Annotated in this window: 20 protein-coding genes and 3 tRNA genes; 3 read left to right on the forward strand and 20 right to left on the reverse strand. The window is 35.4% G+C overall.

Annotation, left to right across the window (positions count from 1 at the left end; translation table 11 throughout):
• Window positions 1-480 precede the first annotated feature (480 nt).
• Entirely contained in the window at window positions 481-888 is a 408-nt protein-coding gene (locus tag ABD940_RS17270; RefSeq protein WP_345206772.1) for a VOC family protein, read from the reverse strand.
• A gap of 405 nt (window positions 889-1,293) precedes the next feature.
• Between ABD940_RS17270 and ABD940_RS17275 the strand changes: the two genes are divergently transcribed.
• The gene (locus tag ABD940_RS17275) at window positions 1,294-2,328 is read left to right on the forward strand and encodes an SDR family NAD(P)-dependent oxidoreductase (protein WP_345206774.1); all 1,035 of its coding nucleotides are present in this window, start codon (window positions 1,294-1,296) and stop codon (window positions 2,326-2,328) included.
• 117 nt (window positions 2,329-2,445) lie between these two features.
• Complete coding sequence (locus ABD940_RS17280) at window positions 2,446-3,261, forward strand: AraC family transcriptional regulator (protein ID WP_345206776.1); 816 nt, start codon at window positions 2,446-2,448, stop codon at window positions 3,259-3,261.
• 167 nt (window positions 3,262-3,428) lie between these two features.
• Here the strand turns inward: ABD940_RS17280 and ABD940_RS17285 are convergent, their stop codons facing one another.
• From ABD940_RS17285 to ABD940_RS17335, 11 genes are all read right to left on the reverse strand, one after another.
• Window positions 3,429-4,631, reverse strand: coding sequence for a PQQ-dependent sugar dehydrogenase (locus ABD940_RS17285; RefSeq protein ID WP_345206779.1), 1,203 nt, complete (start codon window positions 4,629-4,631; stop codon window positions 3,429-3,431).
• Between the two features lie 64 nt (window positions 4,632-4,695).
• The gene (locus ABD940_RS17290; RefSeq protein WP_345206781.1) at window positions 4,696-5,157 is read right to left on the reverse strand and encodes a (R)-mandelonitrile lyase; all 462 of its coding nucleotides are present in this window, start codon (window positions 5,155-5,157) and stop codon (window positions 4,696-4,698) included.
• Between the two features lie 15 nt (window positions 5,158-5,172).
• The gene (locus ABD940_RS17295) at window positions 5,173-5,811 is read right to left on the reverse strand and encodes an NAD(P)H-binding protein (protein ID WP_345206783.1); all 639 of its coding nucleotides are present in this window, start codon (window positions 5,809-5,811) and stop codon (window positions 5,173-5,175) included.
• An 11-nt stretch (window positions 5,812-5,822) separates the two neighbouring features.
• Entirely contained in the window at window positions 5,823-6,821 is a 999-nt protein-coding gene (locus ABD940_RS17300; protein WP_345206785.1) for an alpha/beta hydrolase, read from the reverse strand.
• Window positions 6,822-6,923: 102 nt separating this feature from the next.
• A complete protein-coding gene (locus tag ABD940_RS17305; protein WP_345206787.1) occupies window positions 6,924-7,670 on the reverse strand; it encodes a carboxymuconolactone decarboxylase family protein in 747 nt (248 codons plus the stop codon).
• A gap of 31 nt (window positions 7,671-7,701) precedes the next feature.
• Entirely contained in the window at window positions 7,702-8,331 is a 630-nt protein-coding gene (locus tag ABD940_RS17310; protein ID WP_345206789.1) for a flavodoxin, read from the reverse strand.
• 79 nt (window positions 8,332-8,410) lie between these two features.
• On the reverse strand, window positions 8,411-9,490 hold the full coding sequence (locus ABD940_RS17315; RefSeq protein WP_345206791.1) for an alpha/beta hydrolase: 1,080 nt from the start codon (window positions 9,488-9,490) through the stop codon (window positions 8,411-8,413).
• A 4-nt stretch (window positions 9,491-9,494) separates the two neighbouring features.
• On the reverse strand, window positions 9,495-9,944 hold the full coding sequence (locus ABD940_RS17320) for a nuclear transport factor 2 family protein (protein ID WP_345206793.1): 450 nt from the start codon (window positions 9,942-9,944) through the stop codon (window positions 9,495-9,497).
• 52 nt (window positions 9,945-9,996) lie between these two features.
• On the reverse strand, window positions 9,997-10,980 hold the full coding sequence (locus ABD940_RS17325) for an aldo/keto reductase (protein ID WP_345206795.1): 984 nt from the start codon (window positions 10,978-10,980) through the stop codon (window positions 9,997-9,999).
• 12 nt (window positions 10,981-10,992) lie between these two features.
• Window positions 10,993-12,147 carry an aldo/keto reductase gene (locus ABD940_RS17330; protein WP_345206797.1) on the reverse strand — a complete coding sequence of 385 codons (1,155 nt, stop codon included), beginning with the start codon at window positions 12,145-12,147 and terminating at the stop codon, window positions 10,993-10,995.
• 28 nt (window positions 12,148-12,175) lie between these two features.
• Window positions 12,176-13,027: an aldo/keto reductase gene (locus ABD940_RS17335; RefSeq protein ID WP_345206799.1), complete on the reverse strand. Its 852-nt coding sequence runs from the start codon at window positions 13,025-13,027 to the stop codon at window positions 12,176-12,178.
• 196 nt (window positions 13,028-13,223) lie between these two features.
• Between ABD940_RS17335 and ABD940_RS17340 the strand changes: the two genes are divergently transcribed.
• Window positions 13,224-14,120, forward strand: a complete 897-nt coding sequence (locus ABD940_RS17340; RefSeq protein ID WP_345206801.1) for a helix-turn-helix domain-containing protein — start codon at window positions 13,224-13,226, stop codon at window positions 14,118-14,120.
• Window positions 14,121-14,219: 99 nt separating this feature from the next.
• Here the strand turns inward: ABD940_RS17340 and ABD940_RS17345 are convergent, their stop codons facing one another.
• From ABD940_RS17345 to ABD940_RS17380, 8 genes are all read right to left on the reverse strand, one after another.
• A complete protein-coding gene (locus ABD940_RS17345) occupies window positions 14,220-14,939 on the reverse strand; it encodes an IS1 family transposase (RefSeq protein ID WP_345206803.1) in 720 nt (239 codons plus the stop codon).
• 206 nt (window positions 14,940-15,145) lie between these two features.
• Window positions 15,146-15,219: transfer RNA gene (locus ABD940_RS17350), tRNA-Asp, on the reverse strand.
• Between the two features lie 35 nt (window positions 15,220-15,254).
• Window positions 15,255-15,328, reverse strand: a tRNA-Asp gene (locus tag ABD940_RS17355).
• 35 nt (window positions 15,329-15,363) lie between these two features.
• Window positions 15,364-15,437, reverse strand: a tRNA-Asp gene (locus ABD940_RS17360).
• A gap of 145 nt (window positions 15,438-15,582) precedes the next feature.
• Entirely contained in the window at window positions 15,583-15,921 is a 339-nt protein-coding gene (gene trxA / locus ABD940_RS17365; protein WP_345207048.1) for a thioredoxin, read from the reverse strand.
• 62 nt (window positions 15,922-15,983) lie between these two features.
• A complete protein-coding gene (locus ABD940_RS17370) occupies window positions 15,984-17,159 on the reverse strand; it encodes a cysteine desulfurase family protein (RefSeq protein WP_345206805.1) in 1,176 nt (391 codons plus the stop codon).
• Window positions 17,160-17,277: 118 nt separating this feature from the next.
• Window positions 17,278-17,865: an HAD family hydrolase gene (locus ABD940_RS17375; protein ID WP_345206807.1), complete on the reverse strand. Its 588-nt coding sequence runs from the start codon at window positions 17,863-17,865 to the stop codon at window positions 17,278-17,280.
• Between the two features lie 49 nt (window positions 17,866-17,914).
• Window positions 17,915-18,640 carry an SDR family NAD(P)-dependent oxidoreductase gene (locus ABD940_RS17380; protein WP_345206809.1) on the reverse strand — a complete coding sequence of 242 codons (726 nt, stop codon included), beginning with the start codon at window positions 18,638-18,640 and terminating at the stop codon, window positions 17,915-17,917.
• Window positions 18,641-18,643: the final 3 nt, after the last annotated feature.

The following is an 18,643-nucleotide window of genomic DNA, read 5'->3' on the forward strand; positions in this document are numbered from 1 at the left end:
ATAAAATTACAATTTGGTACATTCAAGTATATTGTCACCTAAAAATGGCAACTATATACTTGTATGTACCTAATCAATAAAATACTATTTGTTTTACAATCAATTTCATAATATATAAAGAAGTAAAATTGATTTTTCAGTGTAAAAATAAGTCTGATACATTTAAGTATATAGTAACCATAAATTTATTACCACAAATGCTTCGAAGATGTGCATTGGTAGTTACATTTTTAACCCCAGTTTTTAGACAGGAAACCTCATCGTCAATGTATTTTTAATTTCAGTAGTTTAATATTCTTTTACCGAGAAGGAAGATATAAATTAATTGTTTCTTCACAGATATTTATAAAATTTTTCAAAGAAGTTTTCATATTAATAAATTCATATTTTTCACCATTAATAACATCTATTTCATACATCAATACTTATTTCTTATACTTCATAACGGTAATTCCATTTGTCCGTTTAATAGTTGATATACTACTCCGTTGGGAATTTAGACATATCCATATAGAAAACTTCCCAAGTGTGTCCGTCGAAATCTTCGATGGTGCGTTGTACCATAAAGCCGTAATCGCGCATTTCATTGGGTTCTGTTCCGCCTGCTTTTATTCCGCTTTCCATAATCGTGTTGACTTCTTCTAGACTTTCCGTCGACATTGAGAAAATTCCCGCTACGCTTGACTTGGTGTCTGCAATGGGCTTGGTTACAAAGCTTGAGAATTTTTCGTACGATAAAAGCATTACGAAAATATTGTCACTCCAAACCATACATTTTCCCGTATCATCAGAAAATTGAGGATTATTAGAAAAGCCTAAAGCAGTATAAAAAGCCTGAGACTTTTCCACGTCTTTTACTGCGAGATTGATGAAAATTTGTTTTGCCATTTTTTATAATTTAATTGTATTGAGGTATATCTAATAGTTCATTCAAATTTAAGTCAATAAAGAATTCTGAATAAATATTTTTTAATAAATATTTATCTCTCCAATTAATGGATATCTGCCAGTATTTTATCAATGTCAGAATAATAGACTTTTACTTTTGTAATAATTTATAGGCAACTATATACTCGTATGTACCTAATCAATAAAATACTATTTGTTTTACAATCAACTTTATAATACATAAAAAAGTAAAATTGATTTTTCAGTGTAAAAATAAGTCTTGTACATTTAAGTATATTGTCAACTTAATAATTGCGACCTATAAACAAAGTAAAATAAGACTTCTGAACAAAATTTTTACTTATTTAGGATTATAAATTTGTTTCAATAAAAAACAAGTTTAAAATGACACAGAACAATTATCAGGGTACGTTTCAGAAATCAGTAAATTCAGGATTCAACGCAGCTTCAACCTCAACAGAAGTTATTGAGGGTATCAATCTTAATGGTAAAACCGCTATTGTAACGGGAGGTTATGCAGGAATCGGATTGGAAACAGTAAAGGCATTGGCATCCGCTGGGGCAACTGTCATCGTTCCAGCAAGAAATGTTGAAAAAGCAAGTAAAAATCTTGAAGGAATTCCCAATGTAGAACTCGAAAGAATGGATTTGATGGATCCGGCATCAATCGATTCTTTTACCGAAAAATTTCTTTCGTCTAAAAGACCATTGCATCTTCTGATTAATAATGCAGGCATTATGTGGGTGCCTTTGCAAAGAGATAGCCGTGGCTATGAAAGTCAGCTTTCTACCAATCATCTCGGACATTTTCAGCTTACTGCAAGGCTTTGGAAAGCATTAGTTGATGCCAATGGTGCAAGAGTAATCAATGTTTCCTCTTGGGGTCATCATTTTTCAATGTTCAATTTTGAGGATCCCAATTTTGAAAACCGGGAGTATCAGACTTTATTAGGTTATGGTCAGTCGAAAACAGCCAATATCCTCTTCTCATTGGAATTAGACAACAGAGGCAAGAGTTTTGGTGTCAGATCTTATTCACTTCATCCAGGTGCAATAGTGGAAACAGATTTAAAAAGACATTTGACTTCCGAAGAATTATCCGGTTTAGGAGTGTATGATAAAGATGGTAATGTTATTAGAGATGCTTCCAAAGGATTAAAAACACTTGCTCAAGGCGCTTCGACAACTGTTTGGGCAGCGACGAGCGGCAAGCTAAATGAAATCGGAGGTGTGTACTGTGAAAATACCGACATTGCTGAAATTGATAAAATTGCCAATGAAAATCACGAACATTTTTCTGAACGAATGAATGATATTGAAAAATTATCCGGTGTTGCTGCTTATGCTCTCGATGAAGCAACGGCAAAAAGACTATGGACAATTAGCGAAAAACTTACCGGAGTAGAGTTTAATATTTAATCTTATCTGTAAAACAAAACACGCTTTTAATAAAGGATAATTCATATTTAAAACCTGTCAGGACAATTTAGAAAATGTTACTCTGACAGGTTTTTTGTACATTTGAGATATAAAGGTATGACGCAACAACAACGAAATAATTATGCTGAGATTGTGCTATCGTGCATAGAAGAAAAATACTTCAAGAACGAAATTGTTTTGGAAGATCATTCTTTTGTCAAGATCATATCCGGTGAAATGAAAATCATTCAGGCAGATAGCACTTTTAGTTTTGGACCCGGAGATATGTTGTTGTTTCCCCGGAATCAATTGAGCACAATCATCAAATACCCTAAAGACGGAAGATCATATAAATCTGTAGTGATGACACTGACTGAAGACAGGCTGAAAAGGTTTTATACAAAAAATCCTATTAAATGTACAGAACAAAATAAGCACAGAATTCTTTCTTTTGAAAAACATCCTTTACTGGAAAGTTTCTTCACGTCACTACTTCCCTATTTTGATTTGGAAACAGAACTTCCTGAAAAATTATCTGCTTTGAAAATTGAAGAAGCACTTACCATTCTTCGCACAATTGATCAAAGTATTGATAGTATCTTGTCTGATTTTTCTAAACCCGGTAAAATAAATCTCGCCGATTTTATGGAGAAGAATTTTATGTTCAATATGCCCATTGAAAAATTTGGTTATCTAACGGGAAGAAGCCTTACAACCTTTAAAAAAGATTTTAAAACGGCTTTTCAAACCACTCCTCAGAAATGGCTTACTCAAAAACGTCTTGAGCTGGCTCATTATCAATTAAGCGAAAAAAAAAGAAGACCTGTTGAGATTTATTATGAGACAGGCTTTGAAAATCTTTCTCATTTTTCGTATGCATTTAAGAAACAGTATGGTTATTCTCCGACAGAATTACTTAACAGTAAAAATTGAAATTCTATAACATAAAAAACAGCTTCAAATTATTTTGAAGCTGTTTTCAAATAATTTACCGACGCTCAGTTTTTATAACCACATTATTCAAGCTTTAATGCCAAAAAATGTGAATTTTAAACCTAATTTAAACAACGGTAAACGGCTATTATTCAATTATTTATTTTCTATTGCCTATCTATACGATAAAATCTTCCGGCATCAGTTATCGCATATAATGCATTATCAGCGCCTTGAATAATATCTCTAAATCTTTGACCTTCTCCTACTAACAATCTTTCTTCGCCTGTCACCTGATTATTCTGGATAACTAATCTGATGATATGAGTTTGAGTAAGGGAGCACAGGAAAAGATTATTTTGCCATTCTGGAACTTTATTACCTGCATAAAAAGTCATCCCACTTGGAGATACAACGGGATCCCAGTAATATACAGGCTGCTGCATCCCGTTTTGTTGCTGAATTCCTCCTCCAACTGGTTGACCACTATATTCGATTCCATAACTGATAACCGGCCATCCGTAATTGGCTCCAGGTTGAAGTCTGTTAAGTTCATCTCCTCCTCTTGGACCGTGCTCACACTCCCAAATATCACCAGTAACAGGATGAATGGCTAAGCCCTGAGAATTTCTATGTCCCATAGTAAATACTTCAGGACGTGCTCCTGGTTGTGAAATCACAGGATTTCCAGCAGCTGCATTTCCATTGGTATCAATGCGTATAACTTTACCAATACTACTGCTGGCGAATTGAGCTTCTATTCTAACATTATCTGAGAAACGATCACCAAATGTCACCAACAGATTTCCTGTCGAGTCGAACATTAGGCGGGAACCATAGTTACTTGTAGGACTTGCCGGCGTAGTTGAAGCATAAATAACGACAGGATTTTCGATCACTGTTTCATTATTTGAAAGCCTGCCTTTTCCCACCGCAATAGCAGTTCCTCCCGTGACGTTTCTAACATAGGTCCAATAAACCATACGGTTTGTAGAAAAGTTAGGATCTACACAGACATCCAGCAACCCACCCTGTCCGGAATTATTAACAGTTGGGAATCCAGTAATTGGTGCACTAGCTGTTCCTGTTGAAGTTAAAATCCGCATATTACCTACTTTTTCTGTTACGAGAAAACGACCATCCGGAAGAGCTACAATACCCCACGGCGCAGATAATGATGAATTGAGAATTGTACTCTGGTAAGGTGTTGTGGTTTGCACACTATTTACTCTGGTTTGCCCGACAAATGCTGGTGCATAATTCGTATTTGCTTGACCTGTTTCTACTGGTGCTCCTGTTGCCGGATTTTGGTTTACAGGATCTTGTTCATCCGCAATATCATCTTTAGAACAAGCTACAAAACTTAACATAGCCACCGCTACTGAAAATAGTTGAATTTTGGTTTTCATAAACTTTATTTTGGATTGGTTTTAATTATTTATAATATTCCTCGTCCGTGACTGGCTGTAACCATACAACTGCCCCTTTGTCATTATCTGAAATTGCTACGTGCACCATCTGACTCTCCGGACTTGCGCCGTGCCAATGCTCTACATTTGGCGGACATTTTACAACATCACCTTTACGTAATATTTTTTTTGGATAACCTTTTTCCTGATAATATCCAATGCCATCAGTAACCAAAAGAATCTGCCCTCCCGGATGAAGATGCCATTTGGTTCTGGCTTTCGGTTCAAAAGTTACGTTACCCACATTTGTATTCAATGATTTCTCATTCTGACCCAACATCTGTAGCCAAACAGAACCTGTAAAGTTATTGTTGGTCACCTTTTCTCCTTTAGGAAAAATATCTGATCTACCGATAGCCGTATTAGATTTTGTACAGCAGCTTGATACCATTAGTACTGACAAAAGTGAAATAACTATAGATTTCATATTTTATTTTTAGTATTAATAAAAAGAGGGTTTATCCCAATTGGTATCAGGTTCGCTAACGCCAATACTTGTTTTTAGAAACTGACCACTTTCATCTTGCAGAATATCCGTAATCAATTGTGAAACAGCCTGTCTTGTTACCTGTGCTCCTTCAAACGGCTCACCTTTGTATGTAAGATGATAATTGCTGTTTCCCGCCTGATTATACAACCAAGTAAGCCTTAGAATTGTATAATCAAATTCCGGAATTTCGAATAAAGCTGTCGCTTCTTTATGGCTTTGAATACCGGTTGCGCCAACCATTCTTGTATTCCATTTTCCGAAAGCTCCGGGAACTTCATCATAAATTCCAAGGATAGAAGCAAGAATTATTCTTTTAGTTCCCGATTCTTTCATTGCTTTGGCAATAGTCTCAACACCTTCTCTGCTGTTCATATCATTCAGATAAATGGCATCGACATTTTTCATTGTACTGACCAATAATTCATAGTCGGTAAAATCACCACTTATCATAGTAATTTTTTCAGATTTGATGTTTAATCTTTGTGATGCATTTCGGGCAAACAATACCAACTCGTTGTCGGTTTGCTCCAGCAAATCTTTCGTCAGCATTCTTCCGATTTGTCCTGCTGCTCCTAGTATTAAAATTTTCATTTCTAAATTTTTTAAAGATTTTTCCCGAAAAATTCAGTCAGTTTTTTAACAGCTTTTTCTACATATTCAGGTCTCCAATAAGTTTGAATATGTGTTGCACCGTCTATAATGAACAGTTCTTTATCTTTTGTATTAACTGCTTTCGGAAAAGCTTCATCCGTCATATATTTCGTATCGGCTTTGCTTCCTGCTATCATCAATAAAGGCTGATTAATCAAATCCATATTGTCTGCGGCGTCCCAAGTCATTAAATCTAATAAATTACTAGTCGGATATAAAAAAGTCGAATTTGGATGCGCATTGGTTCTGTAATAATAAATATATCCTTCACGATAAAGGTCAGTACTGGTTTTCTGGATTTCTTCATCGGTAATGCTTGCCACACCGGAATATATTATTTTACCACCTGCGGCTTCCTGTGCTCTTGCATCAGAAGCTTGTTTTAAGCGTTCTTGAATAGTATTCAATCCTGAATTCATAAATCCATTACGTCTAACTTCACCTGAATTGAACATACTTAAAGTAGCAACCGCTTTAAATCTTTTATCTGACTGAGTAGCTTTCAAAGTATAGCCTCCGCCACCACAAATTCCGAATGCACCGATTCGATTGGTATCAACTCCGGGATATTGAGAAATAAAATCTGCCATCCCGTGAATGTCTTCTGTTCTATAAACAGGTTTATCGGTATGACGGGGTTCTCCTCCACTTGCACCTTGATATGAAGCATCTGCAGCAATAGTGATATACCCCGCTTCTGCTAGTCGTTGTGCGTAAAGTCCTGCAGTTTGTTCTTTAACACCGCCATTGGGGTGCGCAACTGTTATGGTAGCATATTTTTTTGAAGGGTTATAATTTGCAGGTGTGTAAACATTGGCTGCTATATCAATTCCATTTAATTTGTAAGTTACAGGATGGATATTTACTTTTCCTTCTATATTTTCTGTGATTGCATCATCGTAAACCAATCCGAAAGGGTTGTTACGTTTGATAACTTCTATTTTTTCCATTTTTGTTTTTTTTGTTTGGGCATTAATACCTGAGCTGACCGCAAGTATGATTAATGCTGTTACTGACATTATTATCTTTTTCATTTTTCAATTTTTTGCAGTTTATTTGGGATTAGGATTATTTTTTAAAACCTCATTTAAAACTGTTTTAACTGCACTTGATTTTTCTTTATTAATTGTAGAGCTTACAACAGAAACAAATTCAGTCAATTGCTCTGGCTTCCATCCAACCTTTAAAGAAATACCTAAATGAGATTGCAACATTGGTTCTGCATCACCAATGGCGCTGATTACAGAAATCGTCACCAATTCTCTTTGAGCATAAGTCAAAACATCTCTCTCAAAAATATCGGCGAACAGATGTTCCTTTAGAAATGTATCTATTGCCGTTGCAAATGCTGAATAACCCGAAAGTTTGTCTGGTTGTTTTGTTTGGGTAAGTTCACCAAGAATTTCCTTTCCTCGTTCATACTTACTTTTGTTATTTTCTATTGTTGAAGCTTCTTTTCCAACGACATCCTTAATGCCTTTTACCTTTCTTTCATCAAGAACTTCCATAAAAGTTTGTAACCCTCTGATGCTTCTTGGAAAACCACAATAAGCATACGTTTGAACCAAAATTTCTTTTATTTCATTAATGGTCAATCCTGCATCAAGTCCGGAATTTAAGCTACCTTTTAATTCCTGTAGTTTACCTTGTGCTGTAAACGAAGAAATGGCAATGGTACTTTTATCTTTTTCACTCAAGCCATTGCTTTGTGTTGGCAATTGTTGTGCTTTCATATTAGTTACAAAAAGCGAAATACTTATTATCTGGATAATTAGAACGAAATACTTCAATTGTTTCATTATTTTACTTTTAAAGATTAATTCAATGGCTTTATTTCGATATTCCGATTTTAGTCAGCCATTCTTTTACTTTCTTTTCCGCTTCAACTTTCTTCTTTCCGTCCATTACGAATAAAATTCCGTCACGTTCTATTCCTCCTTTTATAGTAAATCCTTCCAATACTTTATTATTTGGAGCTAATTTTTTCACTGTTTCAAAACTGCTTCCGATTCCGTAACCTGCATTGGTATTAAATGGAATAATTGTTTTTCCTTTAAAATCATTCTTGCTTAAAAAACTTTTCATAGGTGGAGGCAATTGCATTCCCCAAGTGGGAAATCCTAAAAAGATAACATCATATTTTTCTATATCCTCAATCTTTGTTTTAAGCGGAGGCAAAAAATTGGCTTCATTTTCTTTGGCAACCTGCTCAACGATTGACTTATAATTTTCAGGATAAGGATTTTGTAATTCCAGTTCTACTAAAGTTCCACCAACATTTTGATGAATGATTGCTGCAACTGTTTTTGTATTTTTTGTTCTCGATAGATAAACAATCAATACATTTTTGTCTTTAGATATTTCCTTTTTTTCGGACATTGATTCCTGAGCTTTAGAACAAGATGACAATAGGAGAAGTACTGCACAAAACCATACACTATAATTTTTCAACTTTTTCATATCTCTTATTTTGTTATTACAAAGTTCAGGAAATAGCATTTTAAAATCGGTAGACAGATTACGGATAATGCAACCAATGTTACTTATCCAATTTTTTCTCTTTCAACCATTTCGACATCAAATCAGCTACTTCTATATTATTCAAATCTGAAAATGGAAAATGTGTATTTCCTTTGAGACCAACTTCCGGAAGATGGACAACAGTTACATCCCCACCATATCTATTAACAACATCCCGCCATAATCTCGCCATTTCCAAACGGGCTCTCCATCCGTCTGCGCCTGAATTTTCAGACTGTTTTTCTGGGATATTATCTCCGTAATAAATCACAATTGGGATTTTAGTCAGCTTCATAAAATCTTGCATTGGCACAGTTGAAGCTTCTAAAGCTCCAGCAGAACTTGCAATTGGTTTTGGCGCTTCTCCTTCAGGAAATAAAAATCCGCTTCCGGGTTCGTATGAAACAATGGCTTTCACATTCTGATTTTTGATAGCCGTTATCCAACCCATTCCACCAGAATGTGAGTGAGTAACCAAAATTGCAGGACCTATTTTACTAAATAAAGCAGAAGCAGCATCTGTTGTCACATTAATATCAATCGTCCCAAGATTTGGAGTCATCGAACGGAAATACTGATTAAGTGTAGCCGAATCACGTGCAAACTGTACATTGTCGTAATATTTCGGCCATAATCCTACACGAAAAACATTGAACCACTGCTGCTCATCGGGAACGGGGTCAATTTTTGAAGAAACTGTACTCCTTCCTGCATTTCCGCGTCTGGGTTGGTCAATGATGTAAACCGGGAAATTTCTTCGCAAGAAAATATTTTGGTAGCCTTCTCTTCCGTCCGGTGTTGTTTCCCAGGTTTTAGAAAACTGCCCGATTCCGTGCCACATTACCAAAGGATATTTATGAGGCTTTACAGGAATTTGGTAGAAAACATAGGCGTGGTCGCCGTGATAGGTTTGTCCTTCCGCAGTAGGTTTGGAAGGATTAAATGTTCCGGGATTGGTAATTACTGTTCCACCCACGGCAAAACTTCCCTGCTCAGCAATCATTAAAGGTTGCCTTTGAGTTTTTTGAGCTTGAATATTTATCGTATTGAGAAACAATAACCCGACGAGTGCGATTTGTTTTAAAATTCTAACTTTCATATTTTTATTTTTCGGATGTCATTAATTTGGTAAAAGACAATGAACCCAATTTCCATTTTTCATTCTCTTTGATGTAAACTTCTGTTACCATAAAGGGATTCGTAACTTCATTTCCGCCGACTACCGCCAGTAATGTAATTCGGTTTAAAAGAATTGCCGTGTTTCCTATCAATTTTACAGAAACATCGTGGATGTCTGCTTTTTTGTACCAAATACCTCCACTTTTAATGATATTTAATTCCTGCTCTTTTCCCCAAGCGCCACCCATATGAACAAACATAGACTTGGCATCAAATAAATCAGCGAGTTCTTCTGATTTTTTGTCAGCCATCCATTGCCATTTTTGTTTGGATAGATTGATAATTTCCTGTTCAATAGGATTTGCTGAGTTTTGTGCAGATAATAGATTCATATTTACAAGAATTAAAAAAAGGCTAAGAATTAGATTTTTCATAGTGATGGTATTTGATTGTAAAATTTTATTTTAGAGATTATATATTGGGATTCTACTTCCCTACTCTCTCTTTTAAATGCTGTGGATATCTTTCTCCAACAACTTTAATTGCAGAAAGAGCCTCTTCGATTTCAGATAAATCCTGAGAAGTCAGTTTCAAATCAGCTCCACCAATATTTTCGTTTAAACGATTTAGTTTAGTAGTTCCAGGAATCGGTGCGATGAAAGGTTTTTGAGCCAAAAGCCAAGCCAAAGCAATCTGAGCAGGCGTAGCTTCTTTCTTTGTTGCGATTGATTTTACCAAATCTACTAAAGCCTGATTTGCCTTTCTGTTTTCTTCTGAAAATCGAGGGACGATATTTCTAAAATCTGAGTCTTCAAATTTTGTTTCTTCATTAATCGCTCCCGTTAAAAAACCTTTACCTAATGGACTAAAAGGTACAAAACCGATTCCAAGTTCTTCCAATGTCGGAATGATTTCTTTTTCCGGTTCACGATAAAATAAAGAATATTCACTTTGTAATGCAGTTACCGATTGTACTGCGTGTGCTTTGCGAATAGTTTCCACGCCGGCTTCCGAAAGACCAAAGTGCTTCACTTTCCCTTCAGAAATTAAATCCTTAACAGTTCCTGCAACATCTTCAATCGGCACATTGGGGTCAACTCTATGCTGGTAAAATAAATCGATGTAATCGGTCTGCAATCTTCTCAAAGAATCTTCAACTACTTTTCTGATTCTTGCAGGGCTACTGTCCAGACCTTTTGTAGAATCCCCATCCTCAAACCCGAATTTCGTTGCAATCACAACATCTTTTCTGAATGGTTTCAATGCTTCACCTACTAATTCCTCATTAGTAAACGGTCCGTAACATTCAGCGGTATCAAAAAAAGTTACACCATTTTCAAATGCGGCTCTTATCAATCGAATGGCTTCTTGTTTTTCAGTCACTTTTCCATAACCAAAACTTAAGCCCATACATCCTAATCCCAATGCGGAAACTTCTAATCTATTATTTCCTAATATTCTTTTTTCCATTTTCACTAAATTTTATTTTGTTTTTAATGGCGCTTCCACATCTGAAAACTGTTGAACAAATGGCGGTAATCTATCTCCAGCAATTTTAATAGCATTCAATTCTTTGCTTAATTCCTGAAATTCAGTGCCGGAAAACTTAATATTATCTGCTCCTGCATTTTCAAGCATATGTTCCATTTGCGTTGTTCCCGGAATGGGTACTACCCAAGGTTTTTGATGAAGTAACCAAGCCAATGAAATCTGTCCTGGTGTAGCATTTTTCTTTTCAGCCCAATTCTTAAGAACTTCTACCATTGCTAGGTTTTTAGTAATATTTTCAGGAGAAAAGCGGGTTTCTCCTCCTCGAATATCTCCTTGAGCAAATCTTGTGTTCGCATCAATTGCACCCGTCGTAAAACCTACTCCAAGCGGACTCCAAGCCACAAAACCGATACCCAATTCTTCACAAAGTGGCAATATCTTTTGCTCCGGTCCTCTCCACAACAACGAATATTCATTTTGAATCGCTGCTACAGGATGAATTTTGTGTGCGCGTCTTACGGTTTCAACGCCCGGTTCTGAAAGTCCGTAATGAAGAACTTTTCCTTGTTTTATTAAATCCTCTATTGCTCCCACAACATCTTCGATTGGAACTTCAGGGTCAACACGATGCTGAAACAACAAATCAATTCTGTCGGTTTTGAGACGTTTTAAAATTCCTTCGACCACCAATTTGATATGGTCCGGTTTACTGTTTAATCCCGGTAAACGAGCTCCAGTCTGCTGATCGATGTTCCAGCCGAATTTTGTTTCAATGACAATTTTATCTCTAAAAGAAGATGTTGCTTCTCCTAAAATCTTTTCGCACTCAAAAGGTCCATAAGCTTCTGCCGTATCAAATAAAGTTACCCCATTATCAAATGCTTTCTGAATGATATTGTGCATCTGTTTTCGGTTCGGGATAGTTGTCTGATAGGTTCTGCTCATATTCTGAACGCCTAATCCAACGGAAGAAACTTCCAGAGATTTCCCTAGTTTTCTGCGACCACTCAAAAGACCTGTCTGGTTTTCGTTTTCAGTTAATTTATCATTTGTTGGAACGGCTCCCTTTAACAAAGAATCAAAAGGCATTAATGCGCCTCCCACTGCTACAAGACCTGCAGTTTTCAAAATATCTCTTCTGTTCATTTTATTTGGTTTTTATTGATTAATAGAATTATAAATCTAATTTTCTTTCGCTAAGCCATTTTACCATATTGGGGTCTCTATGGTCGAAAAATAAGCTGGAAGCAGTATCTAAAGTTGCGATAGCATCCATATCTTCAGAAGAAAGCTCAAAATCGAAAATGTCGAAATTCTCAGCCATTCTTTCTTTTCTTACAGATTTTGGAATAACAATTACATTTCTGTTCGTCAGCCAATTCAAAATAACCTGAGCCACCGATTTGTTATATTTTTCTGCTATTGATTTTAAAACCTCATTATTAAAAATATCATTCTTTCCCTCTGCGAAAGGTCCCCAGGATTCTATCTGAACATTATTTTCAGTTAAGAATTTTTGAGTTTCTGTTTGTTGATGAAATGGATGTGTTTCTACTTGATTGACTGCCGGTGTAAATCCACCGTTAGCAATCAAATCTGCAATTCTGTCGGGGTGGAAATTTGAAACTCCTATTGCTCTTATTTTTCCTGCATTATACAATTCCTGCATTGCTTTCCAAGAACCGAATACATCTCCATAAGGTTGATGAATAAGGTATAAATCCAAATATTCTAATTGAAGTTTTTTCAGCGATTTTTCGAAAGCCTTTAAAGTATTTTCATATCCTGCATCCTGAACCCAAAGCTTTGTCGTTATAAAAAGTTCTTCTCTGGCAATACCGCTTCTTTTAATTGCGTTTCCTACTGCCTCCTCATTTCCATAAGATGCTGCTGTGTCAATCAATCGGCAGCCTGTTTCAATAGCTTCTACTACTGCCTTTTCACATTCTGCCAAATCTGCTACTTGAAATACTCCAAATCCTAAAATCGGCATTTCTACGCCGTTGTTTAATATTACTTTTTTCATTTTTTTTATTTAAATTATTATTGCTTCACAAAGAAGTAAAATTTGTTAATCAACTTGTTATTGCAAATTTCCAACCTATTGATATGTATAATGGTAGATAGATTACGGAATTGATAACCAATATTACTGTTTCGGGACAGAAGATAAAAAAGAGGTCGTTTTTATATTTAGATTTGCATTACAAAATGATACCGTTATGAATCAGTCCATCTATTTTGAGACCGTCGATGATTATAATAAATTCAATAATCACGAGACACTTCATCCTTTGGTAAGTGTGATAGATTTTTCAAAAGCGCATAAAAGAACAGGTTCTAAAATGTACTTTAATTTGTACTGCATTTTTCTAAAGGATGTAAAATGTGGTGATTTAAAATATGGCCGAGCAACTTACGATTATCAGGAAGGAACATTGGTATTTGTTTCTCCGGGACAGGTTGTTGATGTAGAAAATAAAGTCGATATCTACCAACCATTGGGACACGGATTGGTCTTTCATCCAGACTTGATTAAAGGAACTCCCCTCGCTAAAAGTATTTCAGATTACGGTTTTTTTGACTATCAAACCAATGAAGCACTTCATCTTTCCAAAAAAGAACAACAAATGGTGTTGGAAATGTTCGCTAATATTCAGTTTGAACTTAATCGACCTGTGGATAAACACAGCAAGAAAGTTATTACCTCCAACATCGAGCTTTTTCTCAGTCATTGTGAACGTTTCTACGACCGCCAGTTTATTACGCGCGAAAATGTCAATAAAGGAACATTAGAAAAATTTGAAGAATTACTCAACGGCTATTTTTCTTCTGAAAAGCCAAACTCGATTGGACTTCCATCTGTTGCTTACTGTGCGGATGAACTGCATTTTTCAGCCAATTATTTTGGAGATTTGATAAAGAAAGAAACAGGAAAAACAGCACAAGAGTTTATCCAAAATAAGATTATTGATGTTGCAAAAGAAAGAATTTTTCATGTTGATAAATCCATCAGTCAAATTGCTTATGAGTTAGGATTCAAGTATCCACAGCATTTTATTAGGCTCTTCAAGCAAAGAACCGGTGTCACTCCCAATGAATACAGAAGTTTGAATTAGAAAATGATTAAAAAAACAGGTCAATAATATACTCTAATGTAAAATTATAAGTTTTTATATTAGAGTATATTGCCACCTTAACTAAATCAATAGTGCTACCTAATTCAGATAAGACAAACTCTTAGATTCCTTATTTTTATTAAGAGAAATTCCCCAAAAATAGATTTTCAATATAGCGTCTGTATATTTATCTCTTTGAGCTTTATTGATACTTTTCCTTCCCAGTCGCTTTATGTGAGTGCGTAAATCAAGGAATTTCCGTTCAATATGATTGGTTTCTCTTCTTTTAGTACTATGAAGATGCTTTGGAATTAATTTAGGATAGATATTTAAGCGATCACTGTATATCTTTTTTGGATTTGCAAAAAGCAAAGTATCTGTAATACATTTTATCGTTTTGGTTGTTCTTCTACCAAGCTTATAATCAATTACTTTCTTTGTTTCCCTGCAATAAGCCGCAACTACCCACCGTTCATTGGTTTTACTTTGAGTGTATGTTTTTAACTCATCAATTTCGACTGTAATATTCTTAGGAATTGGTGGCTTAACAACTTTAGAAGCAATCTTTAAAATCTTTTTAAGTACAGTTGTTTTGCTGACATCAAGTAATCTGCTAATACCTCTAATACCAACTCCTTCTTTTATCAGCTGTTGAATATTATGATTAGTACTTTTGTGATATGCACGATAAGAATAGTTCCCAATGAACTTCTTTTTACATTTTTTGCACTGATAGCGCTGTTTATTTTGTGATGTTATTCCTGCCTTGATACAGTAGCTGTAATTACAGTGAATACATTGATTTCGCCGTTTATTCATAATGATTTAAAGTAAATTAGTAACTCCACATCTGAACCATCAGCTTTTGGACTAATGTATTCCGGAGTCGCTATTTTGCTTTTTTAGTCGGCAAAAATAAAAAACGATGACCTATAGTACATCGTTTTTTTTATTATATCTTTGTAGAGTATTGATAATCAATGAAGTTAATTAAAAACTCCACATCTGTACCATTACCATAGTTGCGATCCGGACGGGACTCGAACCCGCGACCTCCGCCGTGACAGGGCGGCATTCTAACCAGCTGAACTACCGGATCAATTTTATTTTAAAAGTAAATTGAGAAAACTTTTGCGATCCGGACGGGACTCGAACCCGCGACCTCCGCCGTGACAGGGCGGCATTCTAACCAGCTGAACTACCGGATCAATTTTATTTTAAAAGTAAATTGAGAAAACTTTTGCGATCCGGACGGGACTCGAACCCGCGACCTCCGCCGTGACAGGGCGGCATTCTAACCAGCTGAACTACCGGATCAAATTTTTATTGTTGTTTCCTAGTTTGGAAGAACTCGTTTCTTTTTTGTGATTGCAAAAGTACAACTTTTTTCGTCACCTGCAAATTAATTTCAAAAAAAATGCCTTCCAAAGATGGAAAGCATTCATTATCAAATTTATTATTTTTATAAGTGAGCGCTTAATTTTTCAGCGATCACTTCTTTCGGAGCTACTCCAACAATTTTATCAACAACCTCTCCGCCCTTAAAAATTAGAACTGTAGGGATATTTCTAATACCATACTGCATAGAAATTTCCTGATTGTTGTCTACATCTACTTTACCAACTACTGCTTTTCCTTCGAAATCGTTTGCTACTTCTTCGATGATTGGTCCCAAAGTTCTACATGGTCCGCACCATACTGCCCAAAAGTCTACTAATACTGGTTTGTCTGATTTTAAAACCTCCTGAAATGAGCTATCTGTAATTTCTAAAGCCATTTTGTTTCTTTTATTTAAATTAATATTATTCTTTAATGATTATCCTTAATTTGGATATTCAAAATTACGCTTTTTGAGTAATAAGACTATCTATGCTCAACATTTGTATTTTCTATAACGAAATCTTTTGAAATTTCTTTCAAAGCCGTTACCAAAGCATCGATATCCTCTTTTGTTGTTAAATGACTGAACGAAATACGAAGTGGTGTACAATGATCCATTTCATCTTCAGATAAAACCATCATCATCACCATTGAAGGTTTTGAAGCTCCCGAAGAACATGCGCTCCCTTGAGAAATAGCAATTCCTTTCATATCTAACTGAAGTCCTATCAAAGGGTTTTTATATGGCAATAAGGCACTTAAAACCGTGTAAAGACTGTTTTCCTTCTCAGAGCTTCTGCCGTTGAATTTAATTCCCGGAATCTCTGCCGTAAGCCTTTCTGCAGCATAGCTTTTGATATCCTGCATGTGATTTGTGTAAGTTTCAAGGTTTTTAAGAGAAAGTTCCAATGCTTTTCCTAACCCTACAATTCCTGCAACATTTTCAGTTCCAGCTCTTAAGCTTCTTTCCTGAGGTCCTCCTGTGATAATTCCTTTCAATCCGCTTGATTTTCTGATGAAAGCAAAACCAACACCTTTCGGTCCATGGAATTTATGAGCACTGCAAGACGCAAAATCAACCTGAATATCGGAGAAATCCAAGTTCATATGAGCCATTGTCTGTACCGTATCTGAATGGAAAAGTGCATTGTTTGCCTTGCAAAGTTCTGCAACTTTTTTAATATCTATAAGATTTCCGATCTCGTTATTGGCATGCATTAAACTTACCAATGTTTTCTTGTCGGAAGCCTTTAATAATTCTTCTAATTTATCAAGATCAATATCTCCTTTTTCGTTTGGACGGATATAGTTTACCTCTACTCCTTTTCGAGATTTCATATCCAAAATACTTTCAGAAACACATTTGTGCTCCAAAGGAGAACTGATGATTCTTTCAACTCCAAGATGTTCTACACTGGATTTGATGATCATATTATTTGATTCTGTCCCGCAAGAGGTGAAAATAATTTCAGCGGGTGTCACGTGAAGATAATCTGCCACCTGTCTTCTTACATTTTCAATAAGAATTTTTGCCTCCTGTCCGAAGCTGTGCGTTGAAGAAGGATTCCCGAAATTCATTTTCATGGTTCCTACCATAGCATCAATAACTTCGTCTGAAAGCGGTGTTGTTGCAGCGTTATCTAAGTATATTTTATTCATTTTTACTTTGAATATATTAGTTTCTACGGAATATGTAATATGTGCAAAAATGAATAAAATAAACTGATACTTCAAAAATCAAAGCATCATTTAATTCTTACATTTTTACTTCTCAAAATTAGTGAAAAAATTGATAATGACCTTCATTTGCCCATTTCAGCATCGGCTTATCTCCTGAAGTATCTCCGAAAGCTATGATTTTATCGTACTTATGATCATTAATTTCAGCTTGTATCCGGACTAATTTTTCCTTTCCGTTACAGTTTTTTCCGATGAAATTTCCTGTAAAAACTCCGTTCTGGAACTCGGCTTTCGTAGAAACTAGCTGCATTTTAAAAGCTTCGGCAAAAGGTTTTGCCCAAATATCTAGAGACGCAGTTACCAATAGACTCTTCGTATTATCTCTATCTATATTTTGAATAAAGTCCAGTGCATTTTCCCTGACAATTTTAGGGTAATGTTCTTCAAAAAACTGTTTAGATTTTTTTTCAATTTTCTCCTGAGTTTGTCCCTTCAGAATAGAACCGATGAAACTTTTCTTTACCTTTTCGGTTTCGGCAAGCTTTAATTTTAATAAAACAAAAAGCGGCACATGTCTCAAAAACTGTATCTGGAATTTTATTGGATCATAGAATTTAAGATACATAAACATGGTATCCTTATAAGTCAGAGTTCCGTCGAAATCAAAACAATACAATTTTTTCATTTCCGTTTTTATCTAAATTTTTAATTAATGCAAAGGTTGCAAAAATATTTTAAAGCTTTAATTTTTTAAATATAAATTCAGGAATATTCCTAATAATCATCATAATAATTCCCCAAATCGGCAAAACATATGCTACATTTTTCTGCTTTTTATAAGCTTTGAAAATACAAGTTGCAGCCTGTTTCGGGGTTGCTGTCAATTTTGGATTTAATGGTAAACCTTCCGTCATTTTAGTTGCCATAAATCCCGGTTTTACAGTCATAACATGAACTTTTTTATCAAAAAGATAATTTCTCAATCCACTTAAATAAGCTGTAAAAGCTGCTTTTGCACTTCCGTAAATAAAATTGCTCTGTCTTCCGCGATCTCCCGCTACAGAAGACAAACCAATGATTGTCCCAGATCTTCTGCTCTCGAATTTCTGAGCAAAATGATTCATCACAGGGACTAATTTGGCGTAATTAATATCAATAATTCTCTCCGTATTTTTATTGTCATACAAACCTTCTTCTGTTCCGTCGCCCAAATATCCAGTTGCGCAAAATAACAAATTTGAGTTAATACTTTCAAATTTTGTGTAATCAATTTCTTTCATTAAATCAAGCTCTATCACTTCTGCCTGCTGAAGAAATTTCACATCAATATGTCTTGCAAATCTTTCTGTCGTTTCTTTGCTGGAGGTGAAAAGATAGATTTTCTCAAACTTTTCTCCCTTCTGCAATGCTTCTTCTACAAAAGCCTGTGCTACTTCCGATGTACTTCCTAAAACGATCATTTG

The sequence above is a fragment of the Chryseobacterium ginsengisoli genome (assembly GCF_039542325.1).
Lineage (GTDB): Bacteria > Bacteroidota > Bacteroidia > Flavobacteriales > Weeksellaceae > Chryseobacterium > Chryseobacterium ginsengisoli.

Bases quoted from the DNA above. Each gene is read 5' to 3' on its own strand.
- ABD940_RS17270 (WP_345206772.1), bottom strand. From the start codon at position 888: ATGGCAAAACAAATTTTCATCAATCTCGCAGTAAAAGACGTGGAAAAG.
- ABD940_RS17275 (WP_345206774.1), top strand. From the start codon at position 1,294: ATGACACAGAACAATTATCAGGGTACGTTTCAGAAATCAGTAAATTCA.
- ABD940_RS17280 (WP_345206776.1), top strand. From the start codon at position 2,446: ATGACGCAACAACAACGAAATAATTATGCTGAGATTGTGCTATCGTGC.
- ABD940_RS17285 (WP_345206779.1), bottom strand. From the start codon at position 4,631: ATGTTAAGTTTTGTAGCTTGTTCTAAAGATGATATTGCGGATGAACAA.
- ABD940_RS17290 (WP_345206781.1), bottom strand. From the start codon at position 5,157: ATGAAATCTATAGTTATTTCACTTTTGTCAGTACTAATGGTATCAAGC.
- ABD940_RS17295 (WP_345206783.1), bottom strand. From the start codon at position 5,811: ATGAAAATTTTAATACTAGGAGCAGCAGGACAAATCGGAAGAATGCTG.
- ABD940_RS17300 (WP_345206785.1), bottom strand. From the start codon at position 6,821: ATGGAAAAAATAGAAGTTATCAAACGTAACAACCCTTTCGGATTGGTT.
- ABD940_RS17305 (WP_345206787.1), bottom strand. From the start codon at position 7,670: ATGAAACAATTGAAGTATTTCGTTCTAATTATCCAGATAATAAGTATT.
- ABD940_RS17310 (WP_345206789.1), bottom strand. From the start codon at position 8,331: ATGAAAAAGTTGAAAAATTATAGTGTATGGTTTTGTGCAGTACTTCTC.
- ABD940_RS17315 (WP_345206791.1), bottom strand. From the start codon at position 9,490: ATGAAAGTTAGAATTTTAAAACAAATCGCACTCGTCGGGTTATTGTTT.
- ABD940_RS17320 (WP_345206793.1), bottom strand. From the start codon at position 9,944: ATGAAAAATCTAATTCTTAGCCTTTTTTTAATTCTTGTAAATATGAAT.
- ABD940_RS17325 (WP_345206795.1), bottom strand. From the start codon at position 10,980: ATGGAAAAAAGAATATTAGGAAATAATAGATTAGAAGTTTCCGCATTG.
- ABD940_RS17330 (WP_345206797.1), bottom strand. From the start codon at position 12,147: ATGAACAGAAGAGATATTTTGAAAACTGCAGGTCTTGTAGCAGTGGGA.
- ABD940_RS17335 (WP_345206799.1), bottom strand. From the start codon at position 13,027: ATGAAAAAAGTAATATTAAACAACGGCGTAGAAATGCCGATTTTAGGA.
- ABD940_RS17340 (WP_345206801.1), top strand. From the start codon at position 13,224: ATGAATCAGTCCATCTATTTTGAGACCGTCGATGATTATAATAAATTC.
- ABD940_RS17345 (WP_345206803.1), bottom strand. From the start codon at position 14,939: ATGAATAAACGGCGAAATCAATGTATTCACTGTAATTACAGCTACTGT.
- ABD940_RS17370 (WP_345206805.1), bottom strand. From the start codon at position 17,159: ATGAATAAAATATACTTAGATAACGCTGCAACAACACCGCTTTCAGAC.
- ABD940_RS17375 (WP_345206807.1), bottom strand. From the start codon at position 17,865: ATGAAAAAATTGTATTGTTTTGATTTCGACGGAACTCTGACTTATAAG.
- ABD940_RS17380 (WP_345206809.1), bottom strand. From the start codon at position 18,640: ATGATCGTTTTAGGAAGTACATCGGAAGTAGCACAGGCTTTTGTAGAA.